General features: G+C 60.5%; 17 protein-coding genes and 1 pseudogene. 11 read left to right on the top strand and 7 right to left on the bottom strand.

The features are described from left to right. Window positions 1-71 precede the first annotated feature (71 nt). The 11 genes and pseudogenes from ubiE to ASC74_RS32600 all read left to right on the top strand — a co-directional run bounded on the left by ubiE (window position 72) and on the right by ASC74_RS32600 (window position 8111). Window positions 72-842: a bifunctional demethylmenaquinone methyltransferase/2-methoxy-6-polyprenyl-1,4-benzoquinol methylase UbiE gene (ubiE, locus tag ASC74_RS09685; protein ID WP_007948968.1), complete on the top strand. Its 771-nt coding sequence runs from the start codon at window positions 72-74 to the stop codon at window positions 840-842. Beyond that, complete coding sequence (locus ASC74_RS09680; RefSeq protein ID WP_056741151.1) at window positions 842-1465, top strand: ubiquinone biosynthesis accessory factor UbiJ; 624 nt, start codon at window positions 842-844, stop codon at window positions 1463-1465. The genes ubiE and ASC74_RS09680 overlap by 1 nt, the downstream gene beginning before the upstream one ends. Then, on the top strand, window positions 1462-3066 hold the full coding sequence (gene ubiB, locus ASC74_RS09675) for a ubiquinone biosynthesis regulatory protein kinase UbiB (RefSeq protein ID WP_056741149.1): 1605 nt from the start codon (window positions 1462-1464) through the stop codon (window positions 3064-3066). The genes ASC74_RS09680 and ubiB overlap by 4 nt, the downstream gene beginning before the upstream one ends. A 79-nt stretch (window positions 3067-3145) precedes the next feature. Further along, a complete protein-coding gene (hisI, locus tag ASC74_RS09670) occupies window positions 3146-3547 on the top strand; it encodes a phosphoribosyl-AMP cyclohydrolase (RefSeq protein ID WP_056741147.1) in 402 nt (133 codons plus the stop codon). Further along, window positions 3540-3872 (top strand): phosphoribosyl-ATP diphosphatase, encoded by a 333-nt coding sequence (locus ASC74_RS09665; RefSeq protein ID WP_008047820.1) that lies wholly within the window; start codon window positions 3540-3542, stop codon window positions 3870-3872. The genes hisI and ASC74_RS09665 overlap by 8 nt, the downstream gene beginning before the upstream one ends. A gap of 25 nt (window positions 3873-3897) precedes the next feature. Further along, window positions 3898-4167 carry a twin-arginine translocase TatA/TatE family subunit gene (locus tag ASC74_RS09660; protein ID WP_046045601.1) on the top strand — a complete coding sequence of 90 codons (270 nt, stop codon included), beginning with the start codon at window positions 3898-3900 and terminating at the stop codon, window positions 4165-4167. 10 nt (window positions 4168-4177) lie between these two features. After that, window positions 4178-4627: a Sec-independent protein translocase protein TatB gene (gene tatB, locus ASC74_RS09655; RefSeq protein WP_056741145.1), complete on the top strand. Its 450-nt coding sequence runs from the start codon at window positions 4178-4180 to the stop codon at window positions 4625-4627. Beyond that, window positions 4624-5418 (top strand): twin-arginine translocase subunit TatC, encoded by a 795-nt coding sequence (gene tatC, locus ASC74_RS09650; protein ID WP_056741142.1) that lies wholly within the window; start codon window positions 4624-4626, stop codon window positions 5416-5418. The genes tatB and tatC overlap by 4 nt, the downstream gene beginning before the upstream one ends. Beyond that, window positions 5415-6122, top strand: coding sequence for a 16S rRNA (uracil(1498)-N(3))-methyltransferase (locus ASC74_RS09645; protein WP_046045598.1), 708 nt, complete (start codon window positions 5415-5417; stop codon window positions 6120-6122). Before tatC ends, ASC74_RS09645 begins: the two co-directional genes overlap by 4 nt. Window positions 6123-6173: 51 nt before the next feature. Continuing rightward, a pseudogene (locus ASC74_RS32605) lies at window positions 6174-7253 on the top strand (methyl-accepting chemotaxis protein); the annotation flags it as partial. Further along, window positions 7239-8111, top strand: coding sequence for a methyl-accepting chemotaxis protein (locus tag ASC74_RS32600; protein ID WP_442965770.1), 873 nt, complete (start codon window positions 7239-7241; stop codon window positions 8109-8111). The pseudogene ASC74_RS32605 and the gene ASC74_RS32600, both read left to right, overlap by 15 nt. A 154-nt stretch (window positions 8112-8265) precedes the next feature. Here ASC74_RS32600 and ASC74_RS09635 read toward each other — a convergent pair whose 3' ends face one another. The 7 genes from ASC74_RS09635 to pip all read right to left on the bottom strand — a co-directional run bounded on the left by ASC74_RS09635 (window position 8266) and on the right by pip (window position 17270). Next, entirely contained in the window at window positions 8266-9000 is a 735-nt protein-coding gene (locus tag ASC74_RS09635) for an amino acid ABC transporter ATP-binding protein (RefSeq protein ID WP_046045596.1), read from the bottom strand. Then, on the bottom strand, window positions 8993-9952 hold the full coding sequence (locus ASC74_RS09630; RefSeq protein WP_056741138.1) for an amino acid ABC transporter permease: 960 nt from the start codon (window positions 9950-9952) through the stop codon (window positions 8993-8995). The genes ASC74_RS09635 and ASC74_RS09630 overlap by 8 nt, the downstream gene beginning before the upstream one ends. A gap of 177 nt (window positions 9953-10129) precedes the next feature. Beyond that, complete coding sequence (locus ASC74_RS09625; RefSeq protein WP_046045731.1) at window positions 10130-10927, bottom strand: transporter substrate-binding domain-containing protein; 798 nt, start codon at window positions 10925-10927, stop codon at window positions 10130-10132. A 208-nt stretch (window positions 10928-11135) separates the two neighbouring features. Further along, complete coding sequence (gene mdoH / locus ASC74_RS09620; RefSeq protein ID WP_056741136.1) at window positions 11136-13706, bottom strand: glucans biosynthesis glucosyltransferase MdoH; 2571 nt, start codon at window positions 13704-13706, stop codon at window positions 11136-11138. Then, window positions 13699-15543: a glucan biosynthesis protein G gene (locus tag ASC74_RS09615; protein ID WP_046045593.1), complete on the bottom strand. Its 1845-nt coding sequence runs from the start codon at window positions 15541-15543 to the stop codon at window positions 13699-13701. Before ASC74_RS09615 ends, mdoH begins: the two co-directional genes overlap by 8 nt. Window positions 15544-15864: 321 nt before the next feature. Further along, window positions 15865-16302, bottom strand: coding sequence for a D-aminoacyl-tRNA deacylase (gene dtd / locus ASC74_RS09610; protein ID WP_008149496.1), 438 nt, complete (start codon window positions 16300-16302; stop codon window positions 15865-15867). Then, window positions 16299-17270, bottom strand: a complete 972-nt coding sequence (pip, locus tag ASC74_RS09605) for a prolyl aminopeptidase (RefSeq protein ID WP_056741134.1) — start codon at window positions 17268-17270, stop codon at window positions 16299-16301. The genes dtd and pip overlap by 4 nt, the downstream gene beginning before the upstream one ends. Window positions 17271-17373 lie beyond the last annotated feature (103 nt).

Genomic DNA, 17373 nt, shown 5'->3' with positions numbered 1-17373 from the left:
CTGCAGCCTTGCCAAGACAAAGCAGGCCACCGGGATTAGAATGTCCCGCATTCTCTTTTGGTGACAGCGATATGACTGATCAGCGCAAAGGCAGCGATGCCGAACCCACCACTCACTTCGGCTTCAAAAACGTTCCGGAAAGCCAGAAAGCGGAAAAAGTCGCTGAAGTTTTCCACTCGGTAGCCGCCAAGTACGACTTGATGAACGACCTCCTGTCGGGCGGCATGCACCGTCTGTGGAAGCGTTTCGCGATCGAACTGTCGGGCGTTCGCACCGGTAACCGCGTGCTGGACATCGCCGGCGGCACGGGCGATCTGACCAAGAAGTTCTCGCACCTCGTTGGTCCGACCGGCCAGGTCGTGTTGGCCGACATCAACGAATCCATGCTCAAGGTCGGTCGTGACCGCCTGCTGGATCTGGGTGTGGCCGGCAACGTCGAATTCGTCCAGGCCGACGCTGAAAAGCTGCCGTTCCCGGACAACCATTTCGACTGCGTGACCATCGCTTTCGGCCTGCGCAACGTGACCCATAAAGAAGACGCCCTGCGCTCGATGCTGCGCGTGCTGAAACCGGGCGGCCGTTTGCTGGTGCTGGAGTTCTCCAAGCCAACCAACGCGCTGATGTCCAAAGCCTACGACGCCTACTCGTTCGCCTTCATGCCGCTGATGGGCAAGCTGATCACCAACGACTCGGAAAGCTATCGCTACCTGGCCGAATCGATCCGCATGCACCCGAATCAGGAAACCCTGAAGTCGATGATGGTCGAGGCCGGTTTCGACCGCGTGACCTACCACAACATGACCGCAGGCATCGTCGCCCTGCACCGTGGCATCAAACCCTGATGTTGCTGGCCGGCCTGCTCGCCAGCGTTGAGCTCGGTCTGAACCGGGTGCTGCGTCTCGACAGCACGGCGTTGCCGCGGCTGGCGCATTTGAGTGGCAAGGTGATTGCCATCGACTGCCGCAGCCCGGCGCTGCAAGTGTTCATCCTGCCCAGCGACGAAGGCCTGATGCTGGCTTCCCACTGGGAAACCGGCGCCGACTGCACCTTGCGTGCACCGGCCTCCAGCCTGCTGAAACTGGCCATGAGCAAGGACAAGACTTCGGTCCTGCATGCCCCTGAAGTCGAACTCGACGGCGACAGCGGCGTGCTGCTGGAACTGGCGGCGATCCTTCAGGACCTTGAGCTGGACTGGGAGTACGAACTCTCGCGCTGGCTGGGACCGGTCGCCACGCAACTGCTTGGCGGTCACCTGCGCAGTCGCGCACGCTGGTATCAGCAAGGGTTCGCCAGCCTCAATCAGAACCTTGGCGAGTACCTGGCCGAAGAATCGCGCACCCTCGTCGGTCAGCGCGAAGCCGAAGCCCGTTTCAGTGAACTGGACCAGATCAAACTCGATCTGGAACGTCTCGAGGCGCGATTCGAGCGCCTTTTCCGATCCCTCGACCCAAGCGATAACGCATGAAGCTGCTTGCCGTCCGCCGTTTGTTGCGCATCCAGCGCGTTGTGATTCGCTACCGCCTAGATGACCTGCTGTTCGCCCTGCCACTGCCGTGGTTTCTGCTGGCGCTGCGCTACGCGTTGCCGTGGCGCTGGTTCCCGCGCAAGACGCTGGACCTGAGCCGCGGCGCGCGATTGCGTCTGGCGTTGCAGGACCTGGGACCGATTTTCATCAAGTTCGGGCAAATCCTGTCCACCCGCCGCGACTTGCTGCCGGAAGACATCGCCGATGAGCTGATGAAGCTGCAGGACCGCGTGCCGCCGTTCGACTCACAAGTGTCGGTCAATCTGATCGAAGAACAGCTCGGCAAAAAGATCAGTGAAGTCTTCAGCCGCTTCGACGTCGAACCGCTGGCCTCAGCCTCGGTGGCACAGGTGCATGCCGCGCAGCTGAAAACCGGTGAAGAAGTGGTGGTCAAGGTCATCCGCCCGGGGCTCAAGCCGATCATCGCGCAGGATCTGGCGTGGCTGTTCATCCTCGCCCGCACCGCCGAAAAACTCTCGGCCGACGCGCGCCTGCTGCACCCGGTGGACGTGGTCCAGGACTACGAAAAAACCATCTACGACGAACTCGACCTGCTGCGCGAAGCGGCCAACGCCAGCCAGTTGCGGCGTAACTTCGACGGCTCGGAGCTGCTCTACGTGCCGCAAGTCTATTGGGACTGGTGCCGGCCGAAAGTGCTGGTGATGGAGCGCATCTACGGCATTCAGGTGACCGACCTGGCGACCCTGGCCGACCAGCGCACCGACATGAAAATGCTCGCCGAACGTGGCGTCGAGATCTTCTTCACCCAAGTTTTCCGCGACAGCTTCTTCCATGCCGACATGCACCCCGGCAACATTTTCGTCAGCACCGTTAACCCATGGAGCCCGCAGTACATTGCGATCGACTGCGGCATCGTCGGCAGCCTGACCCCGGAAGACCAGGACTACCTGGCGCGCAACCTGTTCGCGTTCTTCAAACGTGATTACCGGCGTGTCGCGCAGCTGCACATCGATTCGGGCTGGGTACCGGCGGAAACCAAACTCAACGAATTCGAGGCGGCGATCCGCACCGTGTGCGAGCCGATCTTCGAAAAACCGTTAAAAGATATTTCCTTCGGTCAGGTGCTGATGCGCCTGTTCCAGACCGCCCGACGCTTCAACATGGAAGTGCAGCCGCAACTCGTATTGCTGCAAAAAACCCTGCTGAACATCGAAGGCCTGGGCCGTCAGTTGTACCCGGACCTCGATTTGTGGAACACCGCCCAGCCGTTCCTCGAACGCTGGATGCGTGAGCGCGTCAGCCCCAAAGCCTTGATCGGCAACGTGCAGAGCCAGTTCGAACAGCTGCCGCACCTGGCCAACATGGCCCGCGACCTGCTCGAGCGCATGTCCCAGCCCCACGCCTACGACCCGCCGCCGCCGTGGCACCGCCGCAAGGACGATTGGCTGCTGCGACTGCTCGGCTGTGCGCACCTGGCCGGCGGCACCATACTCGCTGCCGGTGGGCCGTTGAACGAACTGGGTCATTGGCCGGCCGGGATCATGGTGGCCGTCGGCTTGTATCTGGTCGTTCGCCGATAGCCAGAGCTCCCGCGCGCTGGCACACTGTTTCAACGCCTGCCCGACTAATGAAGTGTCGGGCCCGCTGTCGGAGTCGAAGATGAAAAACTGGCTGGACGAGATCAAGTGGGACGCTGATGGCCTGGTGCCGGCGATTGCCCAGGATCACAAGACCGGGCGCGTCCTGATGATGGCCTGGATGAACCGTGAAGCGCTGGAACTGACCGCTGCCGAGAACCGCGCCGTTTACTGGTCACGTTCCCGTGGCAAGCTGTGGCGCAAGGGCGAAGAGTCCGGCCACGTGCAAACCCTGCATGAGATGCGCCTGGACTGTGACGCCGACGTGATCATCCTGATGGTCGAGCAGATCGGCGACATCGCTTGCCATACCGGCCGTCAGAGCTGCTTCTATCGCGTCTTCGAGAACGGCGACTGGAAAACCGTCGACCCGGTTCTGAAAGACCCGCACGCTATCTATTCCGCAGGACACAGCCATGAGTGACACTCTGACCCGTCTGGCCGAAGTGCTGGAAGAGCGCAAAGGCGCCGCCGCCGACAGTTCGTATGTCGCCAGCCTGTACCACAAGGGCTTGAACAAGATTCTGGAAAAAGTCGGCGAAGAGTCGGTCGAAACCATCATTGCCGCCAAGGATGCCGCCATCAGCGGTGACTGCAGCGATGTGATCTACGAAACCGCCGATTTGTGGTTCCACAGCATGGTCATGCTCGCCCAACTGGGGCAGCATCCACAGGCTGTACTCGATGAACTGGACCGTCGTTTCGGTCTGTCCGGACACGCCGAGAAAGCCTCGCGTCCGTCCGCCTGAACAACTATTAGAGAGGAGCAGCGACATGGGCATTTTTGACTGGAAACACTGGATCGTCATCCTGGTTGTTGTCGTGCTGGTGTTCGGCACCAAGAAACTGAAAAACCTCGGCACTGACGTCGGTGAATCGATCAAGGGCTTCAAGAAAGCCATGAACGACGACGAAAAGCCGGCCGACCCGGCAGCGACCCCGGTTCCGCCTGTTCAGCCACAGACCACGCAGTCCGTGAACCAGCCGCACACCATCGACGTGCAGGCGCAAAAAGTCGAAGAGCCGATCCGCAAAGACGTGTGAGCACTGACTAATGTTTGGTATCAGCTTCTCTGAACTGCTGCTCGTCGGCCTCGTGGCCCTGCTGGTGCTGGGTCCCGAGCGTTTGCCGGGTGCTGCGCGCACCGCCGGCCTGTGGGTCGGCCGTCTGAAGCGCAGCTTCAACGCGATCAAACAGGAAGTTGAACGTGAAATCGGTGCCGACGAGATTCGTCGGCAACTGCACAACGAGCACATTCTGTCGCTTGAGCAGGAGGCGCGGAAGATTTTCACGCCGACTCAGCAAGAGGCTACGCCGGTTCAGCCGGTTGAGCCTGTGGCGGAGCAGACGATTCATGCTCCAGTCGCCGAGCCAACACCTGTGGTAGCGGCTGTCGAATCCGCGCCCGTTGTTGCAGCGCCCCCGGTTGAACCCGTTACGCCTGCGGCTGCGCCTGTTGCGCCGGCCCCTCATGACCCAACATTGCCGCCGCGAGCCCCATGAGCGATCTTCCCGAAAATGACCAGCACATGCCGCTGGTTTCGCACCTCACCGAGTTGCGTACCCGTCTGCTGCGTTGCGTAGCGGCGATCTTCATCATCTTCGCCGGGTTGTTTGCCTTCACCCAGCAGATCTACACCTTCATCTCCACGCCGCTGCGCGCGTACCTGCCGGCCGGCGCGACGATGATCGCCACCGACGTGTCGTCGCCGTTCCTGACGCCACTGAAGTTGACCATGATGGTCTCGCTGTTCCTGGCGATCCCGGTGATCCTGCATCAGATCTGGGGCTTCATCGCACCGGGCCTGTACAAGCATGAGAAACGCATTGCGGTGCCGCTGCTGGTGTCCAGCATCCTGCTGTTCTATACCGGCATGGCGTTCGCCTATTACCTGGTGTTCCCATTGATCTTCAAATTCTTCGCCGCCGCCACCCCGGCCGGCGTGGAAATGATGACCGACATCACCAGCTACCTCGATTTCGTCATGACGCTGTTCTTCGCCTTTGGCGTGGCGTTCGAGATCCCGGTGGCCGTGGTGCTGCTGGTGTGGATCGGCGTGGTCGACGTCAAATACCTGAAGAAGATCCGCCCGTACGTGGTCATCGGTTGCTTCGTGGTCGGCATGATCCTGACGCCACCGGACATCTTCTCGCAGACACTGTTGGCCGTACCGATGTGGCTGCTGTTTGAAATCGGCATCCTGTTCGGCAGCCTGGTCAGCAAGCGCGGCGAGCACCCTGACGACCAACCGGCCGACGATCACAACGACCAGCCGCCAGCGACTCAACCGTGAACCTGCTGCTGCTCGAAGAGGCCGATTTCATTGCGGCCGACCGGGCGATCCTGCGTGATCGCCGGTTGACGCACATGCAGGAAGTCCACCGCTCCGTTGTCGGCGACAGCCTGCGGGTCGGGCGCATCGGCGGACTGATGGGCTCGGCCGAACTGCTGCGCCTGGACGCCGATGAAGCCGAATTGCGCGTCACGCTCGACCAGCCACCTCCGGCCAAGCTGCCGCTGACCCTGGTGTTGGCCCTGCCACGGCCGAAAATGCTCCGTAGGGTGTTTCAGACCGTGGCGGCCATGGGTGTGCCGCGAATCATTCTGGTGAACAGCTATCGCGTCGAGAAGAGCTTCTGGCAAACGCCGTTCCTGGAGCCCGAGGCGATTCGCGAGCAACTGATCCTCGGCCTCGAACAGGCCCGGGACAGCGTGCTGCCGGAAATCGTCATCGAGAAACGCTTCAAGCCATTCGTCGAGGACCGTCTGCCGGCGATTACCGACGGCACCCTCGGCCTGGTCGGCCACCCTGGCCATTACCCGCCCTGCCCTCGCGGCCTGGACGAACCGGTGACCCTGGCCATCGGCCCCGAAGGCGGCTGGATTCCTTACGAAATCGACCTGCTCGGCAAGGCCGGCCTGCAACCGGTGCAGCTCGGCGACCGCATCCTGCGGGTCGAAACCGCCGTCACTGCGCTGCTCGCCCGCCTCTTCTAATCCCTACAGATTCCCGGCTGCCTGCCGATACAGTTCCCATAAAACCAACGAATGGTTCGAGGGAGTTGCAGCATGTACCGATGGCTAGCCGAGAAACTGGGGAACGTCAGCGTCAATCGCAAACTGGGTGTCGGCTTCGGTCTGGTGCTGCTGCTTACCTTGTTGATCACTTTCACCGGCTGGACCGGCCTGAGCGGTGTGATGAGTCGCGGCGATAAGCTGGGGTTTATTGCCAGCCTCAATGACCTGACCAAAGACCTGCGCCTGGCCCGTCTGGATTACGAAATGCGTCGCGGCGAACAAGGCCCCGGTGCGGTCAACGACCTGCTCGGCCAACTCGATACCGGCCTGAAAACCGCGCGTACGTTGATCGAACAACCGGCCGACGTGGCCATGATCGACCAGCAACTGGCCGCCGTCAGTGAGTACAAACAAGCCTTCACCGCCATGACCCAGGCCGGCGCCACCCGCGAAGACGCCCGCGGCAAACTCGGCGCCACCGCCGACAACGCCGTGGCCCGTGTCGCCGAAGTCGAAAAATCCATGCTGCAAGGTGACAGCGTCACCGATTTCAACGCCGTGATCGACCTGAGCAAACTGATCCAGCAAGCACGCTTCCAGGTTCGCGGTTACACCTACAGCGGTAAAACCGAGGCCGAGCAACCGGCGCTGGCCGCCATCGACAACGCGTTGAAAAACCTCGAAAGCCTGCCCTCCAAACTGCCGGAACAGCACATCGCCAACCTGCAACAGGCCACTGACTCGCTCAAGGCCTATCGCGCCGCCGTCAGCCAGTTCCGCGACTCTCAGGTTGCCAGCGCCGCGGCCCTCCAACGCATGGCCGTACAAGGCGACATCCTGCTCGACGTCAGCAAAAAACTCACCGTGTCGCAAACCATCGTCCGAGACACCGACGCCGCGCATGCCAAAAACCTCCTGCTGCTAGCCACCGTCCTGGCGCTGGCCTTCGGCCTGCTTGCCGCGTGGGCGATCACTCGCCAGATCGTGATCCCCCTGAGCCAGACCCTCAAAGTGGCGAAGCGTGTTGCTGCCGGCGACCTGACCCAAAACCTTATCTCTGAGCGTCAGGACGAACTCGGTCAGCTACAGCGCGCCATGCAGAGCATGACCCTGGGCCTGCGCGAGTTGATCGGCGGCATCAGTGACGGCGTCACGCAAATCGCCAGCGCTGCCGAAGAGCTGTCGGCAGTCACTGAGCAGACCAGCGCCGGGGTCAACAGCCAGAAGGTCGAGACCGACCAGGTGGCCACCGCCATGAACGAAATGACCGCCACCGTGCAGGAAGTCGCGCGTAACGCCGAAGAAGCGTCCGAAGCCGCCGTCGCCGCCGACCAGCAGGCCCGTGAAGGCGACAAGGTGGTGGGCGAAGCCATCGCCCAGATCGAACGTCTGGCCAAGGAAGTCGGCAATTCCACCGAGGCCATGAGTCACCTCAAACGCGAAAGCGACAAAATCGGCAGCGTGCTCGATGTGATCAAGTCCGTGGCGCAACAGACCAACTTGCTGGCTCTCAATGCGGCCATCGAAGCGGCCCGTGCCGGTGAGGCCGGACGTGGTTTCGCGGTGGTTGCCGATGAAGTCCGCAGCTTGGCCCAGCGCACCCAGAAGTCCACCGAAGAAATCGAAGAACTGATCGGCGGCCTGCAAAGCGGCACCCAGCAAGTCGCCACTATCATGGACAACAGCCGCAGCCTGACCGAAAGCAGCGTTGAACTGACCCGCCGTGCCGGGGGCTCGTTGACCAACATCACCCGTACCGTCTCAGCGATTCAGGCGATGAACCAACAAATCGCAGCAGCGGCGGAGCAGCAAAGCGCCGTAGCTGAAGAGATCAACCGTAGCGTGCTGAACGTGCGCGACGTGTCCGAGCAGACCTCGGCAGCCAGTGAAGAGACCGCGGCGTCCAGCGTTGAGCTGGCACGGTTGGGGACGCATCTGCAGATGCTGGTGGGCAGGTTCAAGGTTTAAGGTTTAAGGTTTAAGGCGATTCAATGACCTCGGTTCGCTTGGGACCGGGGTGATGCTTTCGCGAGCAAGCCCGCTCCCACAGGGGATATGTGTCGATCACAAAACCAATGTGGGAGCGGGCTTGCTCGCGAAAGCGGTCTGACAGGCGCTGAAGTTAGAGGACCTGCCGCAAGAAGGCCTGTGCCCGTGGATCCTTCGGCGCATCGAAGAATTCGGCCGGTGAGGCGTCTTCCAGCAATTTGCCGTGATCGAAAAACAGCACCCGATCCGCCACTTCCCGGGCGAAGCCCATTTCGTGGGTGACGCAAACCATGGTCATGCCTTCCACCGCCAGGGTTTTCATCACGTCCAGCACTTCGCCGACCATTTCCGGGTCGAGCGCCGAGGTCGGCTCATCGAACAGCATGACCTTTGGCTCCATGGCCAATGCCCGGGCGATGGCCACGCGCTGTTGCTGACCGCCGGACAGGCGCGACGGAAACTCGTTGGCTTTCTGCGCAATACCAACCTTCTCCAGCAACGCCAAGGCCTTGGCCTCGCGCTCTTTCTTGCCGCGCTTGCGCACGACTTTCTGGGCCAGGCAGAGGTTTTCCAGCACGGTCATGTGCGGGAACAGGTTGAAATGCTGGAAGACCATGCCGACTTCGCGGCGATAGGCATTCACATCGGTTTTCGGGTCGGCGAGTTGCAAGCCGTCGATGCTCACCGAGCCCGAGTCGAACTCTTCCAGGCCGTTGAGACAGCGCAGGAAAGTCGACTTGCCGGAACCGGACGGACCGATCACCACCAGCACTTCGCCCTTGGCCACGTGCGTCGAGACGTTATCCACCGCGCGAACCACGTGGCCGCGGGTGTCGAAAACTTTTACCAGATCGCGGACTTCAATCACTTTGCGCGAGCCTCCGCTCAAGCCGGCTGGCGATTTTCGACAGCGGCAGGTTGATCAACAGGTACAGACCGGCCACGCAGAACAGGATTTCGAACGGCGAGAACGAGGTGGTGATGACTTCGCGACCGCTTTTCAGCAGTTCGGTAATGGCGATCACCGACACCAGCGAGGTGTCCTTGACCAGACTGATGAACTGACCGGCCAGCGGTGGCAGCACTCGTTTGAACGCTTGCGGCAGCACCACGTGGCGCATCGACTGACCGGCGCTCAGGCCCAGGGAGCGCGCGGCTTCGTTCTGGCCACGGGCGATGGATTGCACGCCGGAACGGATGATTTCCGCCACATAAGCACCGGTGAACAGCGACAACGCGGCGATACCGGCGAACTCCCGGGAGAGGTTCATCACGGTGCCGATGAAGAAGTAGAAAATGAAGATTTGCACCAGCAGCGGCGTACCGCGGACCAGTTCGACGTAGATCGTCGAGAGATCGCGCAGGGTCGGGTTGTTCGACAGTCGGCACAGGCCCGTGGCGAGGCCGATCAGCAGACCGAGCACTCCGGAAACCACGGACAACCACAAGGTGGTCCAGAGTCCCCACATCAGCGGTCCGGCGGCCCAATGGCGGGTCACGCCGATCACGTCGCCTTCGGCCACGTCATCACCTTGGGCGACTTGCAGGCTGTTGTCGTCGACGGTCAGGTGCTGCTCGACGCCGGCATCATTGCGCAGGGTGACTTCAGCCTTGTCGCCCTTGCGCACCAGTTCGCTGACGGTGGAGATATCGGCGGCACGCTGGGATTCTCCGGCGTGGTAGGCGAAGTATTGCGGCACGCGGTTCCAGCGCCATTCGTAGGACATCAGCGAGGTGGCGTAGTACAACGCGCCGGCCAGGCCGATCAGCAGCAGCACGGTTAACACGTGCCACGGCCATAGGGCTTTTTTCTGTTTCATCTGTAAGCAGATTCCGAAATTTGTGTCGACAGGGAGGCCGTCTTCGCGAGCAAGCCCGCTCCCACATTTGATCTTCAGTGAATACAGATTTTGTGTTCGACCGCGATCTAGTGTGGGAGCGGGCTTGCTCGCGAATGGGACGCCGCGGTCTAGCTGACCGAGCGCCGCCAGTCAGCCTTATTCCATGTCCTTCAGCCAAGCGGTGTCTTTGAACCACTTGTCATGGATGCGATCGTAGGTGCCGTCTTCGTGAATCTGGCGCAGGAAGTTGTTGATGAAGTTGATGCTGTCGTAGTCACCCTTCTTCAGACCGAAGGCCAGCGGTTCGTAGGTGAACGGCTTGTCGAGGAATACCAGTTTGCCGGCACCAACCTTGTTCACGGCCACGACGTTGTAAGGCGCGTCGTAGATGAAGGCGTCGGCCTTGCCGTTGACCACGTCGAGCACGGCTTCCTGCTCGTTGTCGTAGCCGTGGTAGTTGGCTTTGGAGATGAGCTTTTTGGCCACCATCTCGCCGGTGGTGCCAAGCTTGGAAGTAATGCGGTAGTCGGCGGTGTTCAAGTCTTTATAGGACTTGATGGTGCCTTCCAGTTCCTTGCGGATCAGCAGGGTCTGGCCCACCACGATGAACGGTTCGCTGAAGTTCAGGCGCAGGTTGCGTTCCTGGGTCAGGGTCATGCCGCTGCCGATCATGTCGAACTTATCGGTGAGCAGGGCCGGGATGATGCCGTCGTAGCCGGTGGAAACCATCTCCAGCTTAACGCCCATGGCCTTAGTCATGGCTTTGAGGATGTCGACTTCGAAGCCGATGATCTCGCCGCGCTTATTGGTCATTTCGAACGGCATGTAGGTCGGGTCCATGCCAACTTTCAGCGTGCCGCGCTTGACCGCGTCATCGATGGCACCGGCCTGCGCCGTGTTGACTGCAACCAATGCCGTGACGCCGACCAGCAGCATCGAGAGATACTTCTTCATCATCAAGTCCCCAAAACCATCGCGTTGTGAGGCGCGCAAACTGCGGATTCCCCTTGGAAAACCGGCAGATACGAACATAAAGTTGTCCGGGCGCACCAATTCGGGGACGGATGCTAACGCACTCGTTCGTTTGCACAAGGGTTTCAGCAGGAATTGTTGTTCGACGCTGATCAGCACAAAAAAAACCCCGCTTTCGCGGGGTTTTTTGTCAGGCCAACTGAGGCTGCACACTCAGCGGCTTGAGCGGCAACAGCGGCGCATGGGGATCGGCTTTCACCGATTTACGCCACGCCTCCAGCCACTCGGGGTGAGCTTCGTTCCAGATCTGCTCATGCAGACGACCCAGTGCTACCGGATCACTGAGCAGTTGCACGCGCTCATTGTTGTTCAGCCCCTCAGGCCCGGCTTTCAGCGCATGACGCACCCGTTCGACCCGCAGCCACTCAATCGGCTCGGCCTGACGGTGACGGGACGTCGCCAGCGAGCACGCCAAGGCGTTCTGCTGTGGATCGACCACTGCCCGGACGAACCCGTCGTTCAGCGCATGCCAACGGTTTTCGTGGGTGTACTGGTCGGTCGCCAGCAACGCCTGTGGCGGATTGTATTCCTCAGGGATCAGGAACAGGCTTTCGTCACGGGACTTGAGGCCCAGGCCAACTCGACTGGAGATCACCGACACCGGAATCGACAGCATCAACGAACCGACGATCGGCACCAGCCACCAGAGGAAGCTCGGGTTCAGCCAGATCACCAGCAGGGCCCAGAAGAAGCCCAGCAAGGTTTGCGGACCGTGGCGTTTGACCGCTTCGCTCCATGGCGTGGAGTCGTCGTCACGTTGCGGCGAGTTCCAGGTCGCGGCCCAGCCGAGGAACGCGGCGAGTACGAAACGGGTGTGGAAAATCATCCGCACCGGCGCCAGCAACATGGAGAACAGCATCTCCAGCAGCATCGACAGGGTCACCTTGAACTTGCCACCAAACTCTTTCGCGCCCTTGGCCCAGATCAGGATGATGCTCAACAACTTCGGCAGGAACAGCAGCACGACGGTGGTCGAGAACAGCGCGATCGCCTTGTCCGGGTGCCATTGTGGCCACAACGGATACAGCTGACGTGGCTCAAGGAAGTACTGCGGCTCCATCAGCGTGTTGACCGCCAGCAGCGCCGTCGACAGCACGAGGAAGAAGAACCACAACGGCGCCGACAGATAAGACATCACGCCCGTCAGGAACACCGCACGGTGCACCGGGTGCATGCCTTTTACCAGGAACAGCCGGAAGTTCATCAGGTTGCCGTGACACCAGCGACGGTCACGCTTGAGTTCGTCCAGCAGGTTCGGCGGCAATTCTTCGTAGCTGCCCGGCAAGTCGTAGGCAATCCATACGCCCCAGCCGGCACGGCGCATCAGCGCCGCTTCAACGAAGTCGTGGGACAGAATTGCACCGGCGAATGCGCCTTTACCGGGCAACGGCGCCAGGGCGCAGTGCTCGATGAACGGCTTCATGCGGATGATTGCGTTGTGGCCCCAGTAGTGGGATTCGCCCAACTGCCAGAAGTGCAGACCGGCGGTAAACAGCGGACCGTACACGCGGGTGGCGAACTGCTGCATGCGTGCATACAGCGTGTCCATGCCAGACGCGCGCGGCGCGGTCTGGATGATCCCGGCGTCCGGGGTGGCTTCCATCAAGCGCACCAGACTGGTCAGGCAATCGCCGCTCATCACGGAGTCCGCGTCGAGCACGACCATGTACTTGTAATCACCGCCCCAACGACGGCAGAAGTCGTCGAGGTTACCGCTTTTACGTTTAACGCGACGGCGGCGGCGGCGATAGAAGATCTTGCCGAAGCCCTTGGCTTCACGGCAGACGTCCAGCCAGGCTTGTTGCTCGGCGACGCAGATATCGGCGTCGTTACTGTCGCTGAGGACAAAGAAGTCGAAGCGATCCAGGTTACCCGTGGCCGCAACCGACTCGAAGGTCGCCCGCAAACCGGCAAACACCCGTGGCACGTCTTCGTTGCAGATCGGCATCACCAGTGCGGTGCGCGCATCCGTAGGAATCGGCTCGTTACCGGCGCTTTTACCGGAAATGCGGTATTTGTCGTGACCGGTGAGCAACTCGAGGAAGCCCATCAACGCGGTCCAGAAACCAGCCGACACCCAGCAGAACAGAATCCCGAACAAGATCAGGATGCTGGTTTGCAGTGCATACGGCAGTACTTGCGTGGCCGTTTGCGACAGCGGTTGATGCAGCACTTCGTTCAGGTCGACGAACGACCAGCCCTGGTACGGCATGATGCCTTTCATGTACCAGCCGGCGACGATGGTCTGGCCGAGCATCAGCACCAGCAAAATGTAGCGACGGATCGAACCGACGGTGCGCCAGCGAGCAGCCGGCAGCACGCGCTCATCCTTCGGCGGGGCCGGCGGATTGGTGCGACCGGTCAGACGACGCCAGCCACGCACCAGAATGTTGGTGCGCCACGGCTCCGGCACGACTTTGGTCCGACGAATCGGCGGGGTTGCCCGCAGGCAAACCCGGCCGCTGGCGTCGAGCACCAGCATTTCAGCATCGGCCAGTTCTTCGGCGGTGTTCAGCGTCAAACGACGCCCCACCGAAGCTTGAGCAGCCTCGGTCGGCGCGTCGAACGTCGAGGACGAAAGGCGCTCATGCAATTCGCTGAAAGACTGGCAGCCCGCGAGTTCCGCGCGCTGCTCGTCGGTCATCGGCAGATGCGCCAGATACTCGGCAAGAGTCTCTGGCTGTACTTGAGAATTACTCATCGGCAGGCAACTGGTAGCTCCAGGTCTCGGTCAGGACTTCTTCAGTCGGTGCCGATTCCGGTGTGGCTGGGGCCGCTTCGGCAGCAACAGGCTGCTTGGCGTCTTTGTTGTCCTTGTCCTTGGAATCTGCGGCTGGCTTGGCTTCGACCTTCTTGGCTTCAACCTGCTTGGCCTCAGCTTGTTTGGTTTCCTTGGCTTCCTTGGCTTCCTTGTCCAGCTTCTCCTGCTGCCGAGCGGCAATCTTGTCAGCCTTGGCGACGGAAGAATTGGATGCCGGATACGATGTTTTGGCCAGGTCGGCAGTCACGATGTTCTTGACCAGTGCAGCACGCATCTCGGTAGGCTTGCCCGGATCCTTGATTTTCATCCGCAGCGTCAGGCGCCAGCCCTTGGTTTCAGGGTTGTAACGCACGCTGTTCTCGACCAGCTCGGCATTCTCGCCAACGCTGACCTGGCTACGAACGTCCGTATCATCCGGCAATGCCGCAAGGGACGGGCCTTCGAAGTCCACCAGATAAGCAACGCTACCGTCCGGCTGACGGATCAGGTTGGACTGTTTCACGTCACCCGTGGAACGCAGGGTCTGTTGAACCCAGGCGCTGTCCGGTGCGTGAAGCGCGGCTTCGTCGATGGTCCAGTGCATGCGATAAGCGACGTCCAGCGGTTGGCCAGGCTCAGGCAGTTTTTCCGGACTCCAGAACGCAACGATATTGTCGTTGGTTTCGTCGGCAGTCGGAATCTCTACCAGATCGACGGAGCCCTTGCCCCAATCGCCCCTTGGTTCGATCCAGGCACTTGGGCGCTTGTCGTAGCGGTCGTCGAGGTCTTCGTAGTGGCTGAAGTCGCGGCCACGTTGCAGCAGGCCGAAACCGCGCGGGTTCTCGATCGAGAAGTTGCTCACCGCCAGGTGTTTCGGGTTGTTCAGTGGGCGCCAGATCCACTCGCCATTGCCGGCATGGATCGACAGACCGCTGGAGTCGTGCAGTTCGCGACGATAGTTCAGCACTTTCGACGGCTGATTGGCGCCGAACAGGAACATGCTGGTCAGCGGCGCAACGCCAAGCTTGGTGACCTTGTCACGCAGGAACATCTGGGCCTTGACGTCGACAACCGTGTCGCTGCCAGGACGCAGGGTCAGGCGATAGGCACCGGTAGCGCGTGGCGAATCCAGCAGGGCGAAGATCACCAGGTGCTTGTCACCCGGTTTTGGCTGTTGAATCCAGAACTCGGTGAAACGCGGGAATTCTTCGCCGGACGGCAACGCCGTATCGATGGCCATGCCGCGAGCGGACAAACCATAGGTGTGACCCTTGCCGACAACGCGGAAGTAACTCGCGCCGAGCATGGTCATGATTTCGTCTTGCTTGTCAGCCTTGTTGATCGGGTACAGCACACGGAAACCGGCATAACCCAGTTGTTCGGTGGCTTTCGGATCGAACTTCACGTCGCCAAAATCGAAACGACTTGGGTCGTATTTGATCTCTTCGACGGTGTTAGCTGTGATTTCGTTGATTTTCACCGGTGTATCGAAATGCATACCCTGGTGATAGAACGACAGCTTGAACGGGGTTTTCTGATCGGCCCACTCGGCTTTTTCGGTCAGGAAACGAATTTTTTGATAGTCCGCGAATTTCATCTCGCGGAACTCGTTCGGCAGGTTACTGCGCGGAGCTTCGTATTTCTGCCCGGCCAGCTCTTTTGCCTTGACCGATACATCATCCAGATTGAATGCCCAAAGCTGACCGGCGCTGAGCAGGCAGAGCAGTGCAGAGCCCGCTACCAGAGCGCTTCGTAACCGTTTGGCAGACAATTTTGCATTACAGGGACTAACAATCACGAGCAACCCTCGCCGAAAACAGATCAAAAAACCAACGGCCAGTTAAAGTGCCTGTGGGGTGTGCGGCATGAAAAAACCGACCCTACAGACCACTCTTGCCAAGTTGGCGAGCATTGTTCCGACTCCTATGGGGCTAAATGATTCCCCAAGAGGTCCAGGACAAGTCTCTACCTAAGTCAAAATGGACCAACGAACGCTGATCCCCGTAGCGCGCGATTATCTAGTAGGCCGCGTTACAACGCATCAGGGGTAGCAAAGTATTTATCGCGAAAAACCCCTGTTTTCAGTCGAAAAGCCCTTAAAAACATGTTTCAAGGGCTTTCAGGTCTGTAACAGGAAGGTTACCGGGCCGTCGTTGACCAGGTGCACCTGCATATCCGCGCCGAATCTACCTGATGCCACAGTGCCATGCACCTGTTTCGCTTTGCCTAATAGATAGTCGAAAAGTTCCTCGCCCAGGGCCGGAGGGGCAGCGGTCGAAAAACTCGGACGCAACCCGCTCTTGGTATCGGCGGCCAGGGTGAACTGTGAGACCAGCAGCAACCCACCGCCTACATCCGCCAGGGACAGATTCATCTTGCCCTCGGCGTCACTGAACACACGATAGTTAAGCAGTTTCTGCAGAAGTTTGTCGGCGCTGGCCCGAGTATCCTCGGGCTCGACCGCCACCAGCACCAGCAATCCCTGATCGACGGCGCCAACCACCTCCCCCGCTACCTCGACTCGCGCGCCACGCACGCGTTGCAGCAGGCCCTTCATGCTTCTTCAGGGGCCAGGTCGAGCAGACGATGGGCCATCTGATCGGCGGCGCGAACCAGTGCGTCGGTAATGCCAGGTTCGGAGGCGGCATGGCCGGCGTCACGGATCACCTGCAACTCACTGTTCGGCCAGTTCTGATGCAGTTCCCAGGCGTTATCCAGCGGGCAGATCACGTCGTAGCGGCCATGGACGATCACGCCAGGCAAATGGGCGATCTTGCCCATGTCGCGGATCAGCTGGTTGGGCTCAAGGAACGCATTGTTGGTGAAGTAGTGACATTCGATGCGGGCGATGGACAACGCGCGCTGTGGCTCGGAGAAACGATCGACCACCATCGGGTTCGGGCGCAGGGTGGCAGTCCGGCCTTCCCAGGTGGACCAGGCCTTGGCCGCGTGCATCTGGGCAATCTGATCGTTGCCGATCAGGCGCTTGTGGAAAGCCGAGAGCAAGTCTTCGCGCTCGTCCAGCGGGATCGGCGCGATGTAGTCCTGCCAGTAATCGGGGAACAGACGACTGGCGCCACACTGGTAGAACCACTCGATTTCCTGCGGACGGCAAAGAAAAATCCCGCGCAGAATCAGACCGTGTACACGCTCCGGGTGGGTTTGCGCGTAGGCCAGTGCCAGGGTCGAACCCCACGAACCGCCGAACAACACCCACTTATCGATGCCAAGGTGTTGGCGAATCCGCTCAAGGTCGGCGACCAGATCCCAGGTGGTGTTGTTTTCCAGGCTGGCGTGAGGCGTGGAACGACCGCAACCGCGCTGGTCGAAGGTCACAATGCGATACAGGTTTGGATCGAAAAACCGACGGCTCTGGGCATCACACCCGGCGCCGGGGCCGCCGTGGATGAATACAACCGGCAAACCTTCCGGCGAACCGCTTTCGTCGACATACAGCGTGTGGGTTTCATCGACGGCCAGATCGTGCCGGGCGTGGGGTTTGATCTGCGGGTACAAAGTCTGCATTGCGCGCTCCGTAAGGGGTCGAGGTCATCCCTGGGGGGACTTCTATTATTCTGCCGTCCGGCATCATAAACCCGAATTACGCCAATGAGCATGCCTTGCAGAG

The sequence above is a fragment of the Pseudomonas sp. Root329 genome (genome assembly GCF_001424925.1).
Classification (GTDB): Bacteria; Pseudomonadota; Gammaproteobacteria; order Pseudomonadales; family Pseudomonadaceae; genus Aquipseudomonas; species Aquipseudomonas arabinosi.
The sequence above is the reverse complement of the archived record's forward strand: the minus strand, read 5'-3'. Positions and strand labels throughout refer to the sequence as shown.

Coding starts and splice junctions, on each gene's coding strand:
- pip (WP_056741134.1), bottom strand. CDS start 17,270: ATGCAGACTTTGTACCCGCAGATCAAACCCCACGCCCGGCACGATCTG.
- ASC74_RS09625 (WP_046045731.1), bottom strand. CDS start 10,927: ATGAAGAAGTATCTCTCGATGCTGCTGGTCGGCGTCACGGCATTGGTT.
- hisI (WP_056741147.1), top strand. CDS start 3,146: ATGAAAAACTGGCTGGACGAGATCAAGTGGGACGCTGATGGCCTGGTG.
- ASC74_RS09630 (WP_056741138.1), bottom strand. CDS start 9,952: ATGAAACAGAAAAAAGCCCTATGGCCGTGGCACGTGTTAACCGTGCTG.
- ubiE (WP_007948968.1), top strand. CDS start 72: ATGACTGATCAGCGCAAAGGCAGCGATGCCGAACCCACCACTCACTTC.
- ASC74_RS32600 (WP_442965770.1), top strand. CDS start 7,239: ATGCAGAGCATGACCCTGGGCCTGCGCGAGTTGATCGGCGGCATCAGT.
- dtd (WP_008149496.1), bottom strand. CDS start 16,302: ATGAAGGGCCTGCTGCAACGCGTGCGTGGCGCGCGAGTCGAGGTAGCG.
- ASC74_RS09665 (WP_008047820.1), top strand. CDS start 3,540: ATGAGTGACACTCTGACCCGTCTGGCCGAAGTGCTGGAAGAGCGCAAA.
- ASC74_RS09660 (WP_046045601.1), top strand. CDS start 3,898: ATGGGCATTTTTGACTGGAAACACTGGATCGTCATCCTGGTTGTTGTC.
- ASC74_RS09680 (WP_056741151.1), top strand. CDS start 842: ATGTTGCTGGCCGGCCTGCTCGCCAGCGTTGAGCTCGGTCTGAACCGG.
- tatC (WP_056741142.1), top strand. CDS start 4,624: ATGAGCGATCTTCCCGAAAATGACCAGCACATGCCGCTGGTTTCGCAC.
- tatB (WP_056741145.1), top strand. CDS start 4,178: ATGTTTGGTATCAGCTTCTCTGAACTGCTGCTCGTCGGCCTCGTGGCC.
- ubiB (WP_056741149.1), top strand. CDS start 1,462: ATGAAGCTGCTTGCCGTCCGCCGTTTGTTGCGCATCCAGCGCGTTGTG.
- mdoH (WP_056741136.1), bottom strand. CDS start 13,706: ATGAGTAATTCTCAAGTACAGCCAGAGACTCTTGCCGAGTATCTGGCG.